Annotated in this window: 18 protein-coding genes, 1 tRNA gene and 1 riboswitch; of the genes, 6 read left to right on the top strand and 13 right to left on the bottom strand. The window is 57.7% G+C overall.

Annotated elements, in window-relative coordinates; genetic code table 11:
- Position 1 precedes the first annotated feature (1 nt).
- Positions 2-853, bottom strand: a complete 852-nt coding sequence (locus tag IPZ49_RS10900) for a hypothetical protein (protein ID WP_023299756.1) — start codon at positions 851-853, stop codon at positions 2-4.
- A 277-nt stretch (positions 854-1,130) separates the two neighbouring features.
- On the opposite strand from IPZ49_RS10900, the gene IPZ49_RS10895 reads away from it, so the two are divergent.
- Positions 1,131-1,218: transfer RNA gene (locus IPZ49_RS10895), tRNA-Ser, on the top strand.
- 42 nt (positions 1,219-1,260) lie between these two features.
- On the opposite strand, the gene IPZ49_RS10890 is transcribed toward IPZ49_RS10895, so the two are convergent.
- A complete protein-coding gene (locus IPZ49_RS10890; protein ID WP_063146141.1) occupies positions 1,261-2,262 on the bottom strand; it encodes a magnesium transporter in 1,002 nt (333 codons plus the stop codon).
- A gap of 60 nt (positions 2,263-2,322) precedes the next feature.
- Positions 2,323-2,492, bottom strand: a riboswitch (M-box (ykoK) riboswitch).
- A gap of 158 nt (positions 2,493-2,650) precedes the next feature.
- On the opposite strand from IPZ49_RS10890, the gene IPZ49_RS10885 reads away from it, so the two are divergent.
- Positions 2,651-3,151, top strand: coding sequence for a DedA family protein (locus IPZ49_RS10885; protein WP_045308873.1), 501 nt, complete (start codon positions 2,651-2,653; stop codon positions 3,149-3,151).
- 105 nt (positions 3,152-3,256) lie between these two features.
- Positions 3,257-4,498: a bifunctional glucose-1-phosphatase/inositol phosphatase gene (gene agp, locus IPZ49_RS10880; RefSeq protein WP_063146140.1), complete on the top strand. Its 1,242-nt coding sequence runs from the start codon at positions 3,257-3,259 to the stop codon at positions 4,496-4,498.
- Positions 4,499-4,530: 32 nt separating this feature from the next.
- On the opposite strand, the gene IPZ49_RS10875 is transcribed toward agp, so the two are convergent.
- Together IPZ49_RS10875 and wrbA are read right to left on the bottom strand one after the other, a co-directional pair.
- Positions 4,531-4,758 carry a YccJ family protein gene (locus IPZ49_RS10875; RefSeq protein ID WP_022647674.1) on the bottom strand — a complete coding sequence of 76 codons (228 nt, stop codon included), beginning with the start codon at positions 4,756-4,758 and terminating at the stop codon, positions 4,531-4,533.
- Between the two features lie 18 nt (positions 4,759-4,776).
- Positions 4,777-5,373 carry an NAD(P)H:quinone oxidoreductase gene (wrbA, locus tag IPZ49_RS10870; protein WP_022647675.1) on the bottom strand — a complete coding sequence of 199 codons (597 nt, stop codon included), beginning with the start codon at positions 5,371-5,373 and terminating at the stop codon, positions 4,777-4,779.
- 391 nt (positions 5,374-5,764) lie between these two features.
- On the opposite strand from wrbA, the gene IPZ49_RS10865 reads away from it, so the two are divergent.
- Together IPZ49_RS10865 and IPZ49_RS10860 are read left to right on the top strand one after the other, a co-directional pair.
- Positions 5,765-5,935 carry a general stress protein gene (locus IPZ49_RS10865; protein ID WP_001273664.1) on the top strand — a complete coding sequence of 57 codons (171 nt, stop codon included), beginning with the start codon at positions 5,765-5,767 and terminating at the stop codon, positions 5,933-5,935.
- Positions 5,936-6,051: 116 nt separating this feature from the next.
- Entirely contained in the window at positions 6,052-6,972 is a 921-nt protein-coding gene (locus tag IPZ49_RS10860; protein WP_063146139.1) for a DMT family transporter, read from the top strand.
- 102 nt (positions 6,973-7,074) lie between these two features.
- Here IPZ49_RS10860 and rutG read toward each other — a convergent pair whose 3' ends face one another.
- Genes rutG through rutA form a run of 7 tightly spaced genes read right to left on the bottom strand, consistent with a single transcriptional unit; the run spans position 7,075 to position 12,503 of the window.
- Positions 7,075-8,391 (bottom strand): pyrimidine utilization transport protein G, encoded by a 1,317-nt coding sequence (rutG, locus tag IPZ49_RS10855; RefSeq protein ID WP_046618402.1) that lies wholly within the window; start codon positions 8,389-8,391, stop codon positions 7,075-7,077.
- Between the two features lie 21 nt (positions 8,392-8,412).
- Positions 8,413-8,907 carry an NADH-dependent FMN reductase RutF gene (gene rutF / locus IPZ49_RS10850; protein ID WP_022647678.1) on the bottom strand — a complete coding sequence of 165 codons (495 nt, stop codon included), beginning with the start codon at positions 8,905-8,907 and terminating at the stop codon, positions 8,413-8,415.
- A gap of 9 nt (positions 8,908-8,916) precedes the next feature.
- Positions 8,917-9,507 carry a malonic semialdehyde reductase gene (locus tag IPZ49_RS10845; protein ID WP_063146138.1) on the bottom strand — a complete coding sequence of 197 codons (591 nt, stop codon included), beginning with the start codon at positions 9,505-9,507 and terminating at the stop codon, positions 8,917-8,919.
- Positions 9,508-9,516: 9 nt separating this feature from the next.
- Positions 9,517-10,317, bottom strand: coding sequence for a pyrimidine utilization protein D (gene rutD, locus IPZ49_RS10840; protein WP_022647680.1), 801 nt, complete (start codon positions 10,315-10,317; stop codon positions 9,517-9,519).
- Positions 10,318-10,324: 7 nt separating this feature from the next.
- Entirely contained in the window at positions 10,325-10,711 is a 387-nt protein-coding gene (gene rutC / locus IPZ49_RS10835; RefSeq protein WP_015570870.1) for a pyrimidine utilization protein C, read from the bottom strand.
- A gap of 11 nt (positions 10,712-10,722) precedes the next feature.
- Entirely contained in the window at positions 10,723-11,412 is a 690-nt protein-coding gene (gene rutB, locus IPZ49_RS10830; protein ID WP_063146137.1) for a pyrimidine utilization protein B, read from the bottom strand.
- Positions 11,412-12,503, bottom strand: coding sequence for a pyrimidine utilization protein A (gene rutA, locus IPZ49_RS10825; RefSeq protein ID WP_063146136.1), 1,092 nt, complete (start codon positions 12,501-12,503; stop codon positions 11,412-11,414). The genes rutB and rutA overlap by 1 nt, the downstream gene beginning before the upstream one ends.
- 245 nt (positions 12,504-12,748) lie before the next feature.
- On the opposite strand from rutA, the gene rutR reads away from it, so the two are divergent.
- Positions 12,749-13,387 (top strand): HTH-type transcriptional regulator RutR, encoded by a 639-nt coding sequence (rutR, locus tag IPZ49_RS10820; RefSeq protein ID WP_022647683.1) that lies wholly within the window; start codon positions 12,749-12,751, stop codon positions 13,385-13,387.
- Here the strand turns inward: rutR and IPZ49_RS10815 are convergent.
- Together IPZ49_RS10815 and putA are read right to left on the bottom strand one after the other, a co-directional pair.
- A complete protein-coding gene (locus IPZ49_RS10815) occupies positions 13,384-13,779 on the bottom strand; it encodes a lysozyme inhibitor LprI family protein (protein ID WP_063146135.1) in 396 nt (131 codons plus the stop codon). The two genes, rutR and IPZ49_RS10815, sit on opposite strands and share 4 nt — an antisense overlap.
- Positions 13,780-13,880: 101 nt before the next feature.
- Positions 13,881-17,843 carry a trifunctional transcriptional regulator/proline dehydrogenase/L-glutamate gamma-semialdehyde dehydrogenase gene (gene putA, locus IPZ49_RS10810; RefSeq protein ID WP_063146134.1) on the bottom strand — a complete coding sequence of 1,321 codons (3,963 nt, stop codon included), beginning with the start codon at positions 17,841-17,843 and terminating at the stop codon, positions 13,881-13,883.
- Between the last annotated feature and the right edge of the window lie 196 nt (positions 17,844-18,039).

The raw sequence follows: 18,039 nt of genomic DNA, 5'->3' as shown, positions 1-18,039 counted from the left end.
ATTAGATAAAATTCATTAAAAATCTGAGAGGCTTAATCTGTAGTATTTTCTGCCAGACAGCGGCGAGGTCGACGACCCCGGCCATCGACAGCAGAACCAGAATAATCAGCAGCGTAGATAGCGTTATCGCAAACATAAAACGCGTAATTTTTTTCTGCATTTTTTGCTGATGCGTTACCCGCTGGTCCTCTTTTTCATACTCGACCATGGTGGTAATAGCCTGGCCCTGCACGTAGTACACCTTACCCTCTTCGCTGAGATCGCCCGTGATCACGAGCGACTCAAGTAACAGCGCGATTTTTCTGCTAAACGACTCATTTTTGATATGTTTATACCAAAGTGTGCCGTAAAGCATGGCGATCACTTCCCGCTGGGTGAAACCAGACGAAACGCGCGAAGGGCGCTGGTTGACGTAGTCGGTCACCAGCAGCCTGAGCAAGTTGTAACGGTCCCGGCTGATGGTTTCTGAATCAGATTTCAGGCCAGAAATACAGCGCCCTTTCAGACGAGCCAGGGCCGTTTTTAAGGTGATGATTTTCGTATAATGGTCAAAGGCAAACGGGATAATGCCTTTGTAAGCCTGAAACCCATTGCGCTTATAGTGAATGATTTCAGCCTGCATTTCGCTGATATCTTCCACGCTCATACTGACATCTTCGCTTTTATGCATCGGGCAGAGCACAACGTTGCTGCTTTCGTGCTTCTTCAGAATATAACGCGTATTGTCGGCATCTTTTAAGTACACCAGAAAATAGTCATGCGGGTTGTTTTTTTGCGCACCGTTCTGGATCAGCCACGGCAGAAATTTACGCCAGAGAATAAGTCTGTAGTTATCGGTATCGAATAATTTCATGGAAAATCTCTTATCGCAGTGACCTGCGTGAATAGGGTCTTACAAGGGCATATTGAGGTGGTAATGTTGCACGGATAAGCTGCGGTGTATGAAAAAGAGTCTAGATCACAAACTTTCATTCTAATAAGTTTATGTGATGTAAAAATAAATGTTTACATTTTAGCCAGCCGATGACGAAGAAGTGATCGGAGCGGAAGGGAATGACGCAAGAAGCTCAACGTAATGCAATTTCCTGCTTTACATCATGCTCAGAGATGTTTATAGTGCGCCTCACTTTGGAAGCGTGGCCGAGCGGTTGAAGGCACCGGTCTTGAAAACCGGCGACCCGAAAGGGTTCTAGAGTTCGAATCTCTACGCTTCCGCCAAATTCGAAAACCCTGCGATAGCAATATCGCAGGGTTTTTTCGTTATTCCAGCCCCAGCGTATACTGTGCGATTTTGAAGTAGATAATGAGCCCGGTACCGTCGATCAGCGTGGCGATAAACGGCGCGGAAACGACCGCCGGGTCGATTTTGCAGCGTTTCAATACCATCGGGATCACCGATGAGACAATGGCGCTCCACAGCGTAATGCAGACCAGCGTCAGGCTGACGATAAGCGTGATTTCCATCCCAATGCCCATCATCCAGGCACGAACGCAGCCCGTCAGGCCTAGCGTGGCGGCAATCATTAACGAGGTGCTCATCTCTTTGCGCAACACGCGACCCACGTCGCGAAGGTGGACTTCACCCAGCGCCATGGCGCGCACCAGCGTCGAGGTAATCTGCGTCCCGCTGTTTCCGCCGGTGCCAATCAGCAGCGGAATAAAGAACGCCAGCGCAATGGCGGATTCCAGCGCCTCTTCAAAATGCTGGATCACCGAGCTGGTATACGCTTCCGCGACAAACAGCAGCAGCAGCCAGACGGAGCGTTTCTTCCACAGGCTAAAGGCGCTGGTTTCCAGATAGGGCTTCTCCAGCGGCAGCGTTGCCCCCTGAAGCTGGGCATCTTCAGTAACGTCATCTTCCAGCAGATGGGCGATTTCACGCTCGGTAAGGCAGCCCACCAGCTTGCCGTGGGTCACCACCGGTACGACATCCGCACCTGCGTGCGCCAGCAACCCGGCGACATCCGCCCGCTCATCTTCCGGTTTAAGCTGGATAAAATCCGATATCATCAGACCTTTAACGGGCTGTACGGTATCCGTGGCCTGCAATAATTTACGTACGGCAATCAAACCCGCGAGGCGACCGTTGTCTTCGATAAAAATATGTGACGGAATATCATCATCTTTTAATTTTTCAAAGAATTGCTCGCGTGCCAGAGCCACGCATAATGAAATATCAATAACAATAAAATCGGTATTCATATATTGTGCGATGGCGCTGTCGTTAAAAGCCAGATTTTGGTTGTGAATAGCGTAAGACATTGTAACTTCCCTTTGAATAATAAAATCTCTCAGGGGCGAGCAAGACAGGGCATGTCGGAAAGGAGATCCCCACGTCCTGGGTTCAGCACTGTACACCGTATCCCGTAAGGGAAGTTATACTGGCAAAGCCTTGATTCGACAGTGCCTGTTTTACCCTGTGCCGGTTCTCTCGAACCCACCAGAGCGATAACGTGTATTTGTACAGGAGCCTCGCCATAACGAGATCGTTGTAAAACGTGAGGGATAATACGCTGATTTAAAATGGCTGCTGAGGAATTTAAATAATGTTTAAGTATGGTTTAAATGAATATTATTGAATGAATGTTGACGTTTTATTTAACTATTTTCACTTCTAATGGGGAATTCTGATGTTACCGGGGAGAGTAAAATGGCATGGCTGGACACGCTGCTGGATCATTTTGCGCATTATCCAACGCATCTCTTCGCGTTGCTCGTTGTTATGGCACTGAGTAAATCAACGGTACTGATCTCTTCCGTGCTCCCGCCCGCATCGGTCATGCTGCTGGCGGGGATTGCCGTCAGCCAGTCGAGTATGCATCCGGCGCTGACGTGGCTGGCGGTGGTGATGGGCGCTACGGCAGGATCGGTGCTGAATTACCATATCGGCCAGCTGATGGGGCATACCCGGCGAGTGTCACGCTTCACGGCAAAACATGCCGGGAAGTTTTTGCGGGTACAGCACCAGCTGCATAAAAATGGCCTGCTGGTGTTGTTCACCTCGCGTTTCCTGGCGGTACTGCGCTATATCGTGCCGCTGGCGGCGGGCATGCTCAGGCTGAGCGCGATAAAGGTTTACGCCATCAGCCTGCTTTCAGCCTGCGCATGGGCGGCGCTGTATGTCGGTATCGTCACCGGCATCAGCCTCTGAATCAGCGAGTCACGTATTCATCAGTTTGAGAAATGCTTCCCGAAAAACCTGTCACGAATCTGTCACACTCAATGCGACATTAAAAAAACGTGTGAGGAATTAGGGATGAGAAAAGCACTACTTGCAGTTGCCGTGGCAGGTACCCTTGCCGTGACCTTTGGCGCACAGGCGCAGGACACACCGGACGGCTATCAGCTGGAACAGGTACTCATCATGAGCCGCCACAACCTGCGTGCGCCGCTCGCCAATAACGGCAGCGTGCTGGAGCAGTCCACGCCGAAGCAGTGGCCGGAGTGGGACGTCCCGGGTGGACAGCTCACCACCAAAGGGGGCGTACTGGAAGTGTATATGGGTCACTATATACGCGAGTGGCTGGCAGAGCAGGGGATGGTGAAGACGGGTGAATGCCCACCAGCGGATACCGTCTATGCCTACGCCAACAGCCTCCAGCGCACCGTGGCGACCGCGCAGTTCTTTATCACCGGCGCGTTCCCGGGGTGCGATGTGCCTGTGCATCATCAGGAAAAAATGGGCACTATGGACCCCACCTTCAATCCGGTCATTACCGATAATTCCCCTGAGTTTCGTGAGAAAGCGCTGAAAGCAATGGAGACAGAACGGCAGAAAATGCAGCTGGATGAAAGCTACAAACTGCTGGAGCTGCTGACAAACTATAGCGACTCGCCGTCCTGCAAGGAGAAAAAAGTCTGTTCCCTGACGGAGGCGAAAGATACGTTCAGCGCCGATTATGAAAAAGAGCCGGGCGTCTCCGGGCCGCTGAAAGTGGGTAACTCGCTGGTGGATGCGTTCACCCTACAGTATTACGAAGGATTCCCGGCAGACCAGGTGGCATGGGGGGAAATCAAAACCGATCAGCAGTGGCGCGTGCTGTCGAAGCTGAAAAACGGCTACCAGGACTCGCTGTTTACCTCGACGGACGTGGCGCAGAACGTGGCTAAACCGTTGGTGAAGTACATTGATAAAGCGCTGGTGACCGAACAGGCCAAAGCGCCAAAAATTACCCTGCTGGTGGGGCACGACTCCAACATTGCCTCGCTGCTGACCGCGCTGGATTTCAGGCCGTATCAGCTGCACGACCAGCAGGAACGAACCCCGATTGGCGGTAAAATTGTCTTCCAGCGCTGGCATGACAAAAACACTAACCAGGAGCTGATGAAAATTGAGTATGTCTACCAGAGTTCTGAGCAGTTGCGTAATGCCAGCGTGCTGTCGCTGCAATCTCCTGCGCAGCGCGTGACGCTGGAGCTGAAGGGCTGTCCGGTAGATGGCAACGGCTTCTGTCCGATCGATAGATTCAATGCGGTGATGAACAACGCGGCGAAATAGAAGAAAACCCCCCGCGCGGGCGGGGGGAACATTCAGACGTTTTTACGTTCGATGGTTTGCTCGCCCCAGAACAGCGAGTCTTTGTCGGTTTTTTCGAAAGCGCGAACCAGCACTTCATCGTTGCCTTCTTCCCAAATCTGCTCAGCCAGCTTTTCGTCATACCTGGCGACTTCAAAGATGGCTTCTGCAATCTCCGGAGAGGTATTGCGTAAACTTGCCCATTCGCCCACGTGGTGAGCTTTGGATTCTTGAGTTGGCATACTTGTCCTCCTGTTGGGTTAGCCGTTCAGTTTTTTGGCAAGACCCGCGACGTATTCACCCTGATAGCGGGCGATCGAAAGTTCTTCATTGCTTGGCTGACGTGAACCATCCCCACCGGCAATGGTTGTCGCGCCATACGGTGTCCCGCCACGAACCTGGGAAACATCGAACAGTTCCTGCGCGCCGTAGCCAATCGGCACAATCACCATCCCATGATGTGCAAGGGTAGTCCAGGTTGAGGTGATCGTCTGCTCCTGGCCGCCGCCTGTGCCGGTAGAGCTGAACACGCTGGCCAGCTTGCCGTATAACGCGCCGGAGGCCCAGAGCCCGCCCGTCTGGTCGAGGAAGGTGCGCATCTGGCCGGACATATTGCCGAAGCGGGTCGGGGTGCCGAAGATAATGGCATCATAGTCCGCGAGCTCCTGCGGGGTGGCGACCTGGGCGTTTTGTGTTTTTCCCCCGGCTTTGGCGAAGGCTTCCGCCTGCATGGTTTCCGGTACGCGTTTAACCACAACCTCAACGCCGTCTACTCTGTTTGCGCCTTCTGCAACTGCGTGAGCCATGGTTTCAATGTGTCCATACATGGAATAATAGAGCACCAGAACTTTTGCCATTTTGCATCACTCCTCGTTGGTTTTTCTTACAGCGGATCGCTGCGTTACTTTAAAGATATGACATCACGGCCAGACTGCAAAAATGAACGGCATTTATTTGATATATAACAATATCTTTTCGTTATGTGCTTTGTAGCAAAATGAAACAACTTTAGCGGCGCTGATTTTTCAAAATATAAGAATGGCTTATGGATAACCTCCTCAATATTTCATACGAAAGGCTGAGATCATGTTGCAGAATATTACCTCTCGCTTGCCGGATAGCCGCATTACACTAAGCTTAGTTTCACGCGGCACAGATAAAGGCACTGTCCTTGAGCCGCGAGGTGAAAGAATCCTCTTTTACTGAATGCAATATGATGTCTAATGTTTCACACTCTGGAGGTTAGAGATGGCAAACCATCGTGGTGGTTCAGGTAATTTCGCTGAAGACCGTGAAAGAGCATCAGAAGCAGGTCGTAAAGGTGGCCAGTCTAGCGGGGGCAATTTTAAAAACGACCCTCAGCGCGCATCAGAGGCTGGCAAAAAAGGGGGTAAAAATAGCCACGGCAGCAACAAGTAGTACGCCGGGTTAACTCTCTGCCGCCGGGTTTCCCGGCGGTTTTTTTATGTCTGCTACATTGAACTGTAATCAAAGGCATCGCACACTACAGGATTGATTCTTCGTGCTGGTGTCCCATGTCCGTTTCCCGTTTTACTTTCTCCATTAAGCCTCAGGAAGCCATCCTGATTTTGATCACCATGTTCTGGGGCGGAACCTTTCTTGCCGTTCAGTACGCGGTCACGATGAGCGATCCGTTTTTCTTTGTAGGGCTGCGTTTTGCAACCGCGGCGGTTGCCGTGGCGCTTATTTCGCTGAAAACCTTGCGCGGGTTGACCCTGACAGAGCTTAAAGCGGGTGTCGCTATTGGCGTGGCGATTGCCATGGGCTATAGCCTGCAAACGTGGGGGCTTCAGTCTATCTCCAGCAGTAAATCCGCTTTCATCACCGCCATGTACGTACCGCTGGTGCCGCTGTTGCAGTGGCTGTGCCTGGGCAGAATACCGGGCCTGATGTCGTGCATTGGTATCGTGCTGGCGTTCATCGGCCTCATTTTATTAGCCGGGCCGGAAAATAATCTGCTGGCGCTGGGGCCGGGAGAGATCATCACGCTGGTGGGGGCCGTTGCCATTGCGGCTGAAATTATTTTGATTAGCGCCTGGGCAGGAAAAGTGGACGTCAAGCGGGTGACGGTCGTGCAGCTTGCCACCGCGTCGCTGGTGGCGTTCGCGACGATGGTGCCGGCAGGGGAGTCCGTCCCGCCGATGTCTACCGGGCTTATCGTCGTGGCGCTGGGGCTGGGCATTTTTAGCGCTATTATTCAGGTCACCATGAACTGGGCGCAGCGCAGCGTATCTCCGACACGGGCGACGGTCATCTATACCGGTGAACCGGTGTGGGCGGGTATTTTCGGGCGACTCGCCGGGGAGCGTCTGCCGCTGCTGGCGCTGGTGGGCGCGGCATTTATTGTCGCCGGGGTGCTGGTGAGCGAGTTAAAGTTAAAAAAACGACGTAAGGCGACTGCCGGGTTGGGCACTGAACAAGGGGCAGATAGCTAACAACGCGCACGCTGTCCGTTTTGCCCGGCGGCGCTTCGCTTGCACGGGCCTACAATTGGCATGTAGGCCGGGTAAGCGTAGCGTCACCCGGCTATTTCAGGTTCAGGGGGTGATGGGTTCCGCTTGCGCTTCATCCCCTTTGCGGCGGCTAAGCAGGGCGTTGAGCAGGATCGCGCCGAAGGTCGCCGTGCCAATCCCGCCCACCGTAAACCCGCCCAGCGTCAGGGCGAAGTCGCCTGCGCCCAGCACCAGCGTGACCGCCACCATGATCAGGTTACCGTTCTGGCTCAGATCAACATGATTCTGCACCCAGATGCGTGCCCCCGCGACGGCAATCAGACCAAATACAACAATCGAGGCGCCGCCAATCACGGGTGCCGGGATGGTGTGGATCAATGCGCCGAATTTTGGGGAAAAGCCGAGCAGTATCGCCATCACCGCCGCCGCCACGAAGACCAGCGTCGAGTAGACTTTGGTCACTGCCATCACGCCGATGTTTTCCGCGTAGGTCGTCACGCCGCTGCCGCCGACCGAGCCGGAGAGCATGGTCGCCAGACCGTCTCCCACAAACGCCCGCCCCATATACGGGTCCATATTGCGCCCGGTCATTCCCGCTACGGCTTTCAGGTGGCCCAGGTTTTCAGCCACCAGAATCACCGCGACAGGCGCGATGAGCATCATCGCCTGAGCGTTAAAGGTGGGTGAGGTCACCTGCGGCATCCCGAACCAGGCGGCCTGGTGAATCAGTGTGAAATCAACCGGCTTGCCGAGACCAAACACGTTCGCCAGCAGCGCGTAGATCAGACAGGCCGCAATCAGCCCGACCAGGATCAGCAGCCGCTGGATCATCCCACGCGTAAAGACCGCCACCACGCCGATGCACAGCACCGTAATCACCGCCATCCAGCTTTCAAACGGCGAGCCGGATACGCTCTTCACCGCAATCGGCGCGAGGTTCAGGCCTATCGCCATCACCACCGCCCCGGTGACGACGGGGGGCATCATGCGTTCGATCCAGCGCGTGCCGACTTTCATCACCACCAGACCGGTCAGGGTGTAGACCAGCCCACAGGCGATAATGCCGCCGAGGGCCACGCTCAGGTTGGGGTTAATACCCTGACCGTTAAACCCGGTCGCTGCAATAACGACTCCCACAAAGGCGGCGCTGGAGCCCAGATAGCTGGGCACGCGCCCGCCGGTGACAAAAAAGAACAGCAGGGTACCCATACCCGACATCAAAATGGCGAGGTTAGGATCCAGCCCCATCAGCATGGGCATTAGCACCGTCGCACCAAACATCGCGACCGCATGCTGCACGCCCATCACCATTGTCTGCCCGAGCGGGAGCCTTTCATCCGGCGCGACCACGCCTGCTTCTGTGGAGGTCGATTTCAACTGCCAGTGGGGAAGTCCGAACATGTTCTGTCTCCTGAATGCGGATTAACAGGCGGGTCGCATAAGTGCGTGATAGCCGCGGTCGAACCACACCAGCCCTTGCGGTGCCGGGTGGCGAACGATGGATACGATGTCGCAAAACAGAATGTCGTGGGTGCCGACGCTAACCACCTGGCTGATGCGGCAGTCGAACGAGGCCAGGGCATTTTCCAGACGCGGACAGCCCGTGTCGCCTGTCTGCCAGCGGGCAGCGGCAAAGCGGTCCTCCATCGGCGTTTTACCGCCAAACAGGTTGGATAATGGCTCCTGTCCGGCACTCAGCGTGTTAACGCACAGGGTGCGGTTCTCGTTGAAAATCGGCCAGACGGACGCGCCACGGTTGAGGCAAACCAGCAGAGTGGGCGGGGAATCGGTCACGCTGCATACCGCGCTGGCGGTAAAGCCCGCCATTCCCGCAGGGCCGTCGGTGGTGATGATATTGACCGCCGCACCGACGCAGGCCATGGCATCACGGAAGGTTTGTTGATCGGGTGTCGTCATGATGGCTCCTTACGCCAGCCCGCAGGCGTCTTCGAAGGTCAGACGCGGTAAGCGCCCATAGACTTTGCTCATATCGCCATAGCCGATGTTAATCAGCAGATTGCTTGTAAGCAGCGTGCCCGTGAAAAAGGCCGCGTCCACTTTTTCCCGGTCAAAGCCGGACATCGGCCCGGTGTCGAGCCCGAGCGCGCGGCAGGCGAAGATCAGGTACGCGGCCTGCATCGAGCTGTTGCGAAAGGCGGTCTCTTCCGCCAGTGCGGGGCTGGAGGTAAACCAGCTTCTGGCATCGCCGTGCGGGAACAGTACAGGCAGGCGCTCATAAAACTCGCTGTCCCAGGCGACAATTGCCGTGACCGGGGCGGTGAGCGTTTTCTCAAGGTTGCCGCTGGAGAGCGCCGGGCGCAGCTTCTCTTTTCCTTCCGGGCTTCGCACAAAGACAATGCGCGCCGGGGAGCAGTTGGCGGACGTCGGCCCCCATTTCATCAGGTCATAAATCTCGCGCAGCGTCTCGTCACTGACCGGTATATCCAGCCAGCCGTTATGGGTACGTGCGCCGGTAAACAGCGTTTCCAGCGCGGCGGGCGTGATGGCTTCGCTCATTCAGGCTCCTTACAAAGCGGGTTCAGGGCTGTGCAGCAGGCTGGCAAGCCCGTTCAGCAGCAGCGTGTTAAAGATGTCCGGCGCGGTCACGTTGCAGGCATGCCCGCCCTGGCGCATGACCGTTTTGCGGGCGTGCGGGAGGGCGGCGTGCAGTTCCGCGGAGCAGACGGACGGCACCAGCAGATCGTCGGTGGAACAAATAATCTGCACGGGGCAGCGAACGCGTGCAGCGTGGCGGCTGAAATCGGCCTGTTTCAGCGCATGCAGCCTGCGCAGCAGATTGGCTTTGCCCTGGAAATGGGCCAGCGCCAGCGCTTCCTCGGCCTCCAGCCGCGGAGCGCGGGCAGCCATCCAGTCTGCCGGGTAAAGAAACAGCGGCTGTGCCTCTACCCACGCCTGAGCCCCGCCCGCATGCAGCAGACGTTCGCGAACGTCAAAACAGCGTCGGGTATGGGCATTGAGGGTCAGCCAGCCGTTGACACAAACCAGCGCGGTGAGGGCGTCAGGCTTATCGATAGCCAGCCGCAGGCCGACCAGCGCCCCCAGCGCGTGGCCGACCACGCAGTAACGGGCGATCCCGGCCCCGGCTAACGCCAGCGCGAGCTCGTCGGCCATGTGTGCGAGGGTGTAGTCTTCCGGCAGGGTATCCGGGTTATTCCCCGTGCCCCGCTGGTCGTAGCACACCACCTGATACTCCTGCCCCAGCACGGCGAGCTGAGGCAGCCAGTAGCTCCCGCTGCCTCCGAGCCCGGCAATCAGCACCACCACGGGCGCGCCCGCAAAGGGGGGCGGGGAAATGGACAGTTTCATGGCGGCCTCACTTCGCGATGTGCGCAACGGTGGCAATTTCAACCAGCGCTTCAGGCTTTACCAGCCCGCACTGGATGCAAAATCGCGCCGGTTTATCGCCGGGGAAAAACTCCGCGTAGATCTCGTTAATCGCGGCGTAGTTTTTCCAGTCGGTGATAAAGATGCTGTTGAAGGTCACGTCCTCCATCGTGCCACCCGCCGTTTCGATCACGGTTTTGATCGTCTCCAGCACGTGGCGGGTTTGCGCCTTTGGGTCATCGATAAACACCACGTTGTTGTCTTTATCAAACGGCAGCGTGCCTGAGACATACACCACGCCGTCGGCGAGGGTACCGGGGACAAACGGGGCTATCGGGGTGCTGGTGCCCGGCGGAATAATCACGGATTTCGGCATAGCGGTTCTCCTCAGGCGATGCGGGCGAGCGGGGGATCCAGCGCGTCGCAGAAATCGGCGACGTTACTGACCCAGCCAAAAAAGGTTTCGATATTGAACAGGGCGGCTTTCTGGGCAAAATCCGGCCCGGCCTGATGGGTAGCGTCTTCCAGCACCACGCCAAAATACTCGAGGAAGAAGCCGTCGCGCAGGGTGGACTCCACGCAGACGTTGGTGGCAATGCCCGTAAAGACCAGATGACGAATGCCCCGGCTGCGCAGCAGGCTGTCGAGCGGGGTATTGAAAAAGCCGCTGTAGCGCGGTTTCGGCATTACGATATCGCCAGCTTCCGGTACCAGCTCATCCACCAGCTGATAATCCCAGCCGCCTTTCGCCAGCAGCGTGCCCTGGAGTTCAGGCCGTTGGCGCATGGTTTTCAGGGCGTTGGATTTGTGAAAGTTGGGTGAGCCGGGACCGCCAGCTTCGACGTACTGGTCGTCCCAGCCATTCTGGAACCAGACGATCAGCATGCCCGCAGCACGCGCGGCGCTCACGGCGGTTTTGATATTCTCAATCACCGGCTGCGTGGCCGAGACGTCGAACCCGGCCAGATCCAGATACCCGCCTTTACTGGCATAGGCGTTTTGCATATCCACCACGATCAGCGCGCTCTGCTGCGCGTCAAAGGTGATGGCCTCCGGGCGAGCGTTGAGGGTCGTCATTACGCCACCTCCTTCGTCACGGCAGGGATGTGGGCGCGGCACTGCATCAGCGGCTGAATACGCTCGCCGAAGGTTTCCACGCCGGTGAGAAAATCATCGAAGGTCAGCAGCACGCCTTCGGCGCCGGGCACGGCAGCCACTTCGTCGAGCATTCTGGCGACGCTGGCATACGAGCCAACCAGGGTGCCCATGTTGATATTGACGGCAGACGTCGGGTCGGCCATCTGGCGAACGTTGGTGTCCGCGCCGGAGCGGGTATCCTTCTGGCTCTGCTCGGTCAGCCAGCTCAGGGCTTCCTCGTCGGCGCCATCCTTATATTGTTCCCATTTGGCGCGCGCGGCGTCGTCGGTTTCGTCGGCAATCACCATAAACAGCACGTAGGAGCCCACGTCGCGCCCGATTTTGTCGGCGGCCGATTTCATGCGTGCCGCGGTGGGCGCGAAGGCGGCAGGGGTGTTAACGCCTTTGCCGAAGCAGAAGTTGAAGTCGGCGTATTTGGCGGAGAATTCCATCCCCGCGTCGCTCTGCCCGGCGCAAATCACCTTCATCGGCACCGACGGCTGGGGGCTGACGCGGCAGTCGTTCATGGTGAAGAAGTCGCCTTTGAAATCGCTTTTGCCGGTGCCCCACAGATCGCGCAGCACCTGCACGTATTCAGTCAGGTAGTCGTAGCGACGGGAGAAGTAATCGTCACCCGGCCAGATCCCCATCTGCTCGTACTCCGGCTTTTGCCAGCCGGTGACAAGGTTGACGCCAAAGCGCCCGCCGGAGATGGAGTCGATGGTGGAGGCCATCCGCGCCACGATTGCCGGGGGAAGGGTAAGGGTGGCGGCGGTGGCGTAAATCTGGATGCGCGAGGTTACCGCCGCCAGGCCCGCCATCAGGGTAAAGGACTCCAGGTTGTGGTCCCAGAATTCGGTCTTACCGCCGAAACCGCGCAGCTTGATCATCGAGAGCGCAAAGTCGAAGTGGTAATGCTCCGCTTTCTGCGCGATGGCTTTATTCAGCTCAAAGGTCGGCATGTATTGCGGGGCCGTGGTCGAGATAAGCCAGCCGTTGTTGCCGATCGGTACAAATACGCCAATTTTCATCACGAACCTCTCTTCATTACGTCGCAGGTGTCACGACGTTTTTGCAAAGGGAGTGCCAGTTTTGAAAAATACTTTGTTATTAGGGTGTTAACTGGTGGCTGTTAAATTTAACAGCGAAAATGTGGACTAAGTGGTCAAAATCATTGCACAGAAAACAGGCACTCATGCGCGCTGAGGGTGCAGAAGGTCGTGGCGAGACGGGGGTTTTGCTATGCTGAGCGCAGGACAGAAAATGGAGAGCGAAAATGACACAAGGCGCAGTGAAAACACCCGGTAAACGTTCGCAGGCGGTGAGCGCCAAGAAACAGGCGATCCTCAGCGCCGCGCTGGAGACATTTTCGCAGTTTGGTATTCACGGTACACGCCTTGAGCAGGTGGCGGAGCAGGCCGGGGTGTCCAAGACCAATCTGCTCTACTACTACCCGTCGAAAGAGGCGCTATATGTGGCGGTGATGCAGCAGATCCTGGATATCTGGCTCGCACCGCTTAAAGCATTTCGCGAAGAGCTGGCCCCGCTGGTGGCGATAGAGGAGTACATACGCCTGAAGCTGGAGGTATCGCGTGATTATCCCCAGGCATCGAGGCTGTTTTGTCTGGAGATGTTACAGGGCGCGCCGCTGTTGCAGGCGGAGCTGACGGGAGATCTAAAGCAGCTGGTGGACGAAAAATCGGCCATTATTGCCGGATGGGTCGCCAGCGGAAAACTGGCGCCCGTCGATCCGCAGCATCTGATTTTCATGATTTGGGCCTCAACCCAGCACTACGCTGACTTCGCGGCCCAGGTCGAGGCGGTAACCGGTAAAACGCTCCAGGACGAGGCGTTTTTCCAGAGCACCCTGGAAAACGTGCAGCGGATGATTATTGAAGGGATCCGCGTGCGTTAATCAGCCGGTTGGAAAGGGCAGCTTAAGTCGCCCTCTTCACACTGCATCAGCGTGGCCAGAAACGCTTCGCGCTCCACGGTTTTTTCCGCCAGACACTGGTTCACAATCATTGGCTGAACGCTCCCGCCTTCCGTACCCGAACCGATAAACGCACAGTCCGCGTCGCGCAGGCTGATCCACGCCTGCTGCGCCTTTTTCAGCAGATCGCGCTGAGGCGCAGCCGCACGTTTGATGGCGGCCTGATAGGTCTCGTTGAGCTTTTTATCGGCGGCCTGGTACTGCTGCGCGCTACAGGTGTTCAGTTCAAGCTGGGTGGTCGCGTTGTTGCACTCGTCGGCAAGCGCGCTGGCGCTCATAAGCAGGGCTGCACCTGCGAGAAATACTCTTTTCATCATCCCCTCCATGTAAAAAAGCCGGATGCGCTGTGCTTATCCGGCCTGCGGCTGTTTTATAGCCCCGGTAAGCGTAGCGTCACCGGGGAGAGTTTACACGATTAACCGATGGTCATCAGGCTGGCGTTACCGCCCGCCGCCGCGGTGTTAACGCTGAGCGAGCGCTCCACGTACAGACGCTCCAGCAGCAGGTTGGTTTCCCCGCGCGCAAAGCCCTGCACCGAGACAATCGCGCCGCTGCGGGCCGCAACCTGCTCACACAGTTCGCGCAGCTGGTCGGAATCACCGTGGTAGATCACCGCGTCAAACGGCTGGGTCAGCAGGGCATCGGCCTTCGCAAAGCGAATGCGAGCCGAGACCGCTTTTGGCAACTGTTTGGCGAGGTCGCGATGCAGCGCATCTTCCGGCCACAGCACCTCACAGCCCGTTGCTGTAGCGGCTGCCAGCTGCACCAGCGCATCCTGCTCGTCATCCGCCATGCACAGCACACGCTCGCGCGGCATCAGCGTCCAGGTGTTGCGCTCACCGGTTGGACCCGGCAGCAGGCGCTGGGTACCGGCCTGCGCCAGCTCGCCGTACTGCTGCGCAATTGCACGCAGTTCAGGGCGGTTTTCTGCCCACTTAATCAGCGCGTCCAGCGGCTGGGTCAGCACGGCTTTCACCTGCGCATCCACCGGATAGTCCGCGTCCTGACGCGCCAGCGTCACGCCCAGCGCATTTTCCGGACGGTTTGCCAGCAGGCGGTACAGATAGAGCGGACCGCCCGCTTTCGGGCCGGTGCCGGAGAGACCTTCACCGCCGAACGGCTGCACGCCCACGACCGCGCCAACCATGTTGCGGTTGACGTACAGGTTGCCGACTTTAGCATTGCCGGTCACCTGGGCAATGGTTTCGTCGATACGGGTATGCACGCCGAGCGTCAGGCCGTAACCTGAGGCGTTGATCTGATCGATCAGCTCGTTGAGGTTGTTACGGTTGTAGCGCACCACGTGCAGTACCGGGCCGAAGACCTCTTTTTTCAGCTCGTCGAAGCTTGCCAGCTCAATCAGCGTTGGCGGCACGAAGGTGCCGGTCTGCCACTCGCGGGCATCTTCGCTGTTCTCGCGCACCGCCTGGAACACCGGACGGCCTTTGGCACGCATGGTCTGAATGTGGTTTTCGATGTTGGCTTTGGCTTCCGCGTCGATCACCGGCCCGATATCGGTGGTGAGACGGCCCGGGTTGCCCATGCGGCATTCCGCCATCGCACCGCGCAGCATCTTCAGCGTGTGGTCAGCCACGTCATCCTGTAAGCACAGCACGCGCAGGGCGGAACAGCGTTGACCCGCGCTGTCGAAGGCAGAGGCCAGCACGTCAACGACGACCTGCTCAGTGAGCGCGGAGGAGTCCACGATCATGGCGTTCATGCCGCCGGTTTCAGCGATCAGCGGCGTTGGACGGCCCTGCGCATCCAGACGGGTGGCGATGTTGCGTTGCAGCAGGGAGGCTACTTCGGTCGAACCGGTAAACATCACGCCGCGCACGCGGTTATCGGAGGTCAGTTTGGCACCCACCGTTTCACCGCGCCCCGGCAACAGTTGCACCACGCCCGCCGGTACGCCCGCTTCCAGCAAAATGTTAATGCCCTGAGCGGCAATCAGCGGAGTCTGCTCTGCCGGTTTTGCCAGCACGCTGTTGCCTGCGGCAAGGGCCGCGGCAATCTGGCCGGTGAAGATTGCCAGCGGGAAGTTCCACGGGCTGATACAGACCACCGGGCCGAGCGGACGGTGCGTTTCGTTGTCGAAATCATCACGCACCTGACCGGCGTAGTAGTGCAGGAAGTCGACCGCCTCACGCACTTCGGCGATGGCGTTGCTGAAGGTTTTACCCGCTTCACGCACCAGAATGCCGATAAGCTGCTGCATCTGATCTTCCATCAGCACCGCCGCGCGTTCCAGAATGGCGGCACGCTCCTGCGGCGGGGTGGCAAACCAGATTGGCGCGTTGTTCACCGCGCTCTCCAAAGCCTGATCCACTTCCGCTTCTGTGGCTTCGCGCACGTAGCCGACGATATCCTTCGGCTCTGCCGGGTTGATCACCGGCTGCATTTCACCGTCTTCAACGGACTGCTCAAGGATCGGTTTGGCCTGCCACTTCTGCAATGCGCTGTTAAGCAGGGCAGAAGAGAGCGACGCCAGACGGTGTTCGTTGGCGAGATCCAGACCCGCCGAGTTGACGCGGCCTGCACCATACAGCTCGCGCGGCAGGGCAATCTTCGGATGCGGCAGACCAATCTGGCCTTCCTGCGCCGCCATCTTCTCTACGGCCTGTACCGGATCGGCCACCAGTTCGTCCAGCGGCAGGGTGGTATCGGCGATGCGGTTAACGAAGGAGGTGTTCGCCCCGTTCTCCAGCAGACGACGCACCAGGTAGGCCAGCAGGGTTTCGTGGGTACCTACCGGGGCATAAATACGGCACGGACGGTTCAGCTTGCCGTCGGCCACTTTACCGGTCACCTGCTCGTACAGCGGTTCACCCATGCCGTGCAGACACTGGAACTCGTACTGGCCCGGATAGTAGTTCTGACCCGCCAGGCTGTAGATCGCCGCCAGGGTGTGGGCGTTGTGGGTGGCGAACTGCGGATAAATCAGGTTCGGCACGCCGAGCAGTTTTTTCGCGCAGGCGAGGTAAGAGACGTCGGTGTAGACCTTGCGGGTATAGACCGGATAGCCTTCCAGACCTTCCATCTGGGCGCGTTTGATTTCGCTGTCCCAGTAGGCGCCCTTCACCAGACGGATCATCAGGCGGCGACGGCTACGGCTGGCCAGGTCGATCAGGTAGTCAATGACGAACGGGCAGCGTTTCTGGTAGGCCTGGATAACGAAACCAATCCCGTTCCAGCCCGCCAGCTCCGGCTCGAAGCACAGTTTTTCTAGCAGATCGAGGGAGATCTCCAGACGATCCGCCTCTTCGGCGTCGATGTTGATGCCGATGTCATACTGGCGCGCCAGCAGGGTCAGGGACTTCAGGCGCGGGTAGAGTTCTTCCATCACCCGGTCGTACTGCGCGCGGCTGTAGCGCGGGTGCAGGGCGGAAAGCTTGATAGAGATGCCTGGCCCTTCATAAATACCGCGACCGTTGGACGCTTTACCGATGGCGTGGATCGCCTGCTGGTAAGAGACCATGTAGGCCTGCGCGTCGGCGGCGGTCAGCGCCGCTTCGCCCAGCATGTCGTAGGAGTAGCGGAAGCCTTTGTCTTCCAGCTTGCGGGCGTTCGCCAGCGCTTCGGCAATGGTTTCCCCGGTGACGAACTGCTCGCCCATCAGGCGCATCGCCATGTCCACGCCCTTGCGGATCAGCGGCTCGCCGCTCTTGCCGATAATACGGTTCAGGGAGCGCGACAGGTTGGCTTCGTTATGGGTGGAGACCAGCTTGCCGGTAAACAGCAGGCCCCAGGTGGCGGCGTTCACAAACAGGGACGGGCTGCGGCCAATGTGGGAGTGCCAGTTGCCGTTGCTGATTTTGTCGCGGATCAGGGCATCGCGGGTGGCTTTATCCGGAATACGCAGCAGCGCTTCCGCCAGACACATCAGCGCCACGCCTTCCTGCGAGGAGAGGGAGAACTCCTGCAACAGACCCTGCACCATGCCGGCGCGTCCGCTGGCGGTTTTCTGATTACGCAGCTTGTCGGCGAGCTGATACGCCAGGCTGTGCGCCTGAGCGGCAACGGCTTCCGGCAGGCGCGCCTGCTCCAGCAGCATCGGCACGGCGTCGGTTTCGGCACGGCGATAGGCGCCGGTAATGGCGGCGCGGCTGACGGACTGCGGCAGGATCTGCTCGGCAAATTCCAGGAACGGCTGGTGGTTCTCATCAGCGGCCGTCGCGGCCTCTTCGCCTTCGTTCGCAGCGCCCGCCAGCAGGGCAGGCAGCTCCGGCAGACCTTCTTCACTCTCCAGTCTTTCCAGATAGTTAAAAATCGCCTGCTTGATTAACCAGTGCGGCGTGCGGTCGATACGGGTCGCAGCGGTTTTAATCCGTTCGCGGGTAGCGTCATCCAGCTTAACCCCCATGGTGGTCATCCCCATGCCAAAACTCCTGTTGTTCTGTAATAGCGTTCTGTTGATAGCGTGAAATATCCACCATGTTGCAACTTTGTGCAACCGTGTTAAATGTGACCTGGTCTGCAAGCTGGAAAATGAATGGATTGTTAACGATTAGTTAGCTGTGAAAAAGAACATGCGGCGGTTTCTGAGCCCAGTTTTTATGCGGTGCTTAACACTT

This window comes from Enterobacter cloacae complex sp. S2 (assembly GCF_015159675.1).
Lineage (GTDB): Bacteria > Pseudomonadota > Gammaproteobacteria > Enterobacterales > Enterobacteriaceae > Enterobacter > Enterobacter intestinihominis.
The sequence above is the reverse complement of the archived record's forward strand: the minus strand, read 5'-3'. Positions and strand labels throughout refer to the sequence as shown.

Bases quoted from the DNA above. Each gene is read 5' to 3' on its own strand.
- IPZ49_RS10900 (WP_023299756.1), bottom strand. From the start codon at position 853: ATGAAATTATTCGATACCGATAACTACAGACTTATTCTCTGGCGTAAA.
- IPZ49_RS10890 (WP_063146141.1), bottom strand. From the start codon at position 2,262: ATGTCTTACGCTATTCACAACCAAAATCTGGCTTTTAACGACAGCGCC.
- IPZ49_RS10885 (WP_045308873.1), top strand. From the start codon at position 2,651: ATGGCATGGCTGGACACGCTGCTGGATCATTTTGCGCATTATCCAACG.
- agp (WP_063146140.1), top strand. From the start codon at position 3,257: ATGAGAAAAGCACTACTTGCAGTTGCCGTGGCAGGTACCCTTGCCGTG.
- IPZ49_RS10875 (WP_022647674.1), bottom strand. From the start codon at position 4,758: ATGCCAACTCAAGAATCCAAAGCTCACCACGTGGGCGAATGGGCAAGT.
- wrbA (WP_022647675.1), bottom strand. From the start codon at position 5,373: ATGGCAAAAGTTCTGGTGCTCTATTATTCCATGTATGGACACATTGAA.
- IPZ49_RS10865 (WP_001273664.1), top strand. From the start codon at position 5,765: ATGGCAAACCATCGTGGTGGTTCAGGTAATTTCGCTGAAGACCGTGAA.
- IPZ49_RS10860 (WP_063146139.1), top strand. From the start codon at position 6,052: ATGTCCGTTTCCCGTTTTACTTTCTCCATTAAGCCTCAGGAAGCCATC.
- rutG (WP_046618402.1), bottom strand. From the start codon at position 8,391: ATGTTCGGACTTCCCCACTGGCAGTTGAAATCGACCTCCACAGAAGCA.
- rutF (WP_022647678.1), bottom strand. From the start codon at position 8,907: ATGACGACACCCGATCAACAAACCTTCCGTGATGCCATGGCCTGCGTC.
- IPZ49_RS10845 (WP_063146138.1), bottom strand. From the start codon at position 9,507: ATGAGCGAAGCCATCACGCCCGCCGCGCTGGAAACGCTGTTTACCGGC.
- rutD (WP_022647680.1), bottom strand. From the start codon at position 10,317: ATGAAACTGTCCATTTCCCCGCCCCCCTTTGCGGGCGCGCCCGTGGTG.
- rutC (WP_015570870.1), bottom strand. From the start codon at position 10,711: ATGCCGAAATCCGTGATTATTCCGCCGGGCACCAGCACCCCGATAGCC.
- rutB (WP_063146137.1), bottom strand. From the start codon at position 11,412: ATGACGACCCTCAACGCTCGCCCGGAGGCCATCACCTTTGACGCGCAG.
- rutA (WP_063146136.1), bottom strand. From the start codon at position 12,503: ATGAAAATTGGCGTATTTGTACCGATCGGCAACAACGGCTGGCTTATC.
- rutR (WP_022647683.1), top strand. From the start codon at position 12,749: ATGACACAAGGCGCAGTGAAAACACCCGGTAAACGTTCGCAGGCGGTG.
- IPZ49_RS10815 (WP_063146135.1), bottom strand. From the start codon at position 13,779: ATGAAAAGAGTATTTCTCGCAGGTGCAGCCCTGCTTATGAGCGCCAGC.
- putA (WP_063146134.1), bottom strand. From the start codon at position 17,843: ATGGGGATGACCACCATGGGGGTTAAGCTGGATGACGCTACCCGCGAA.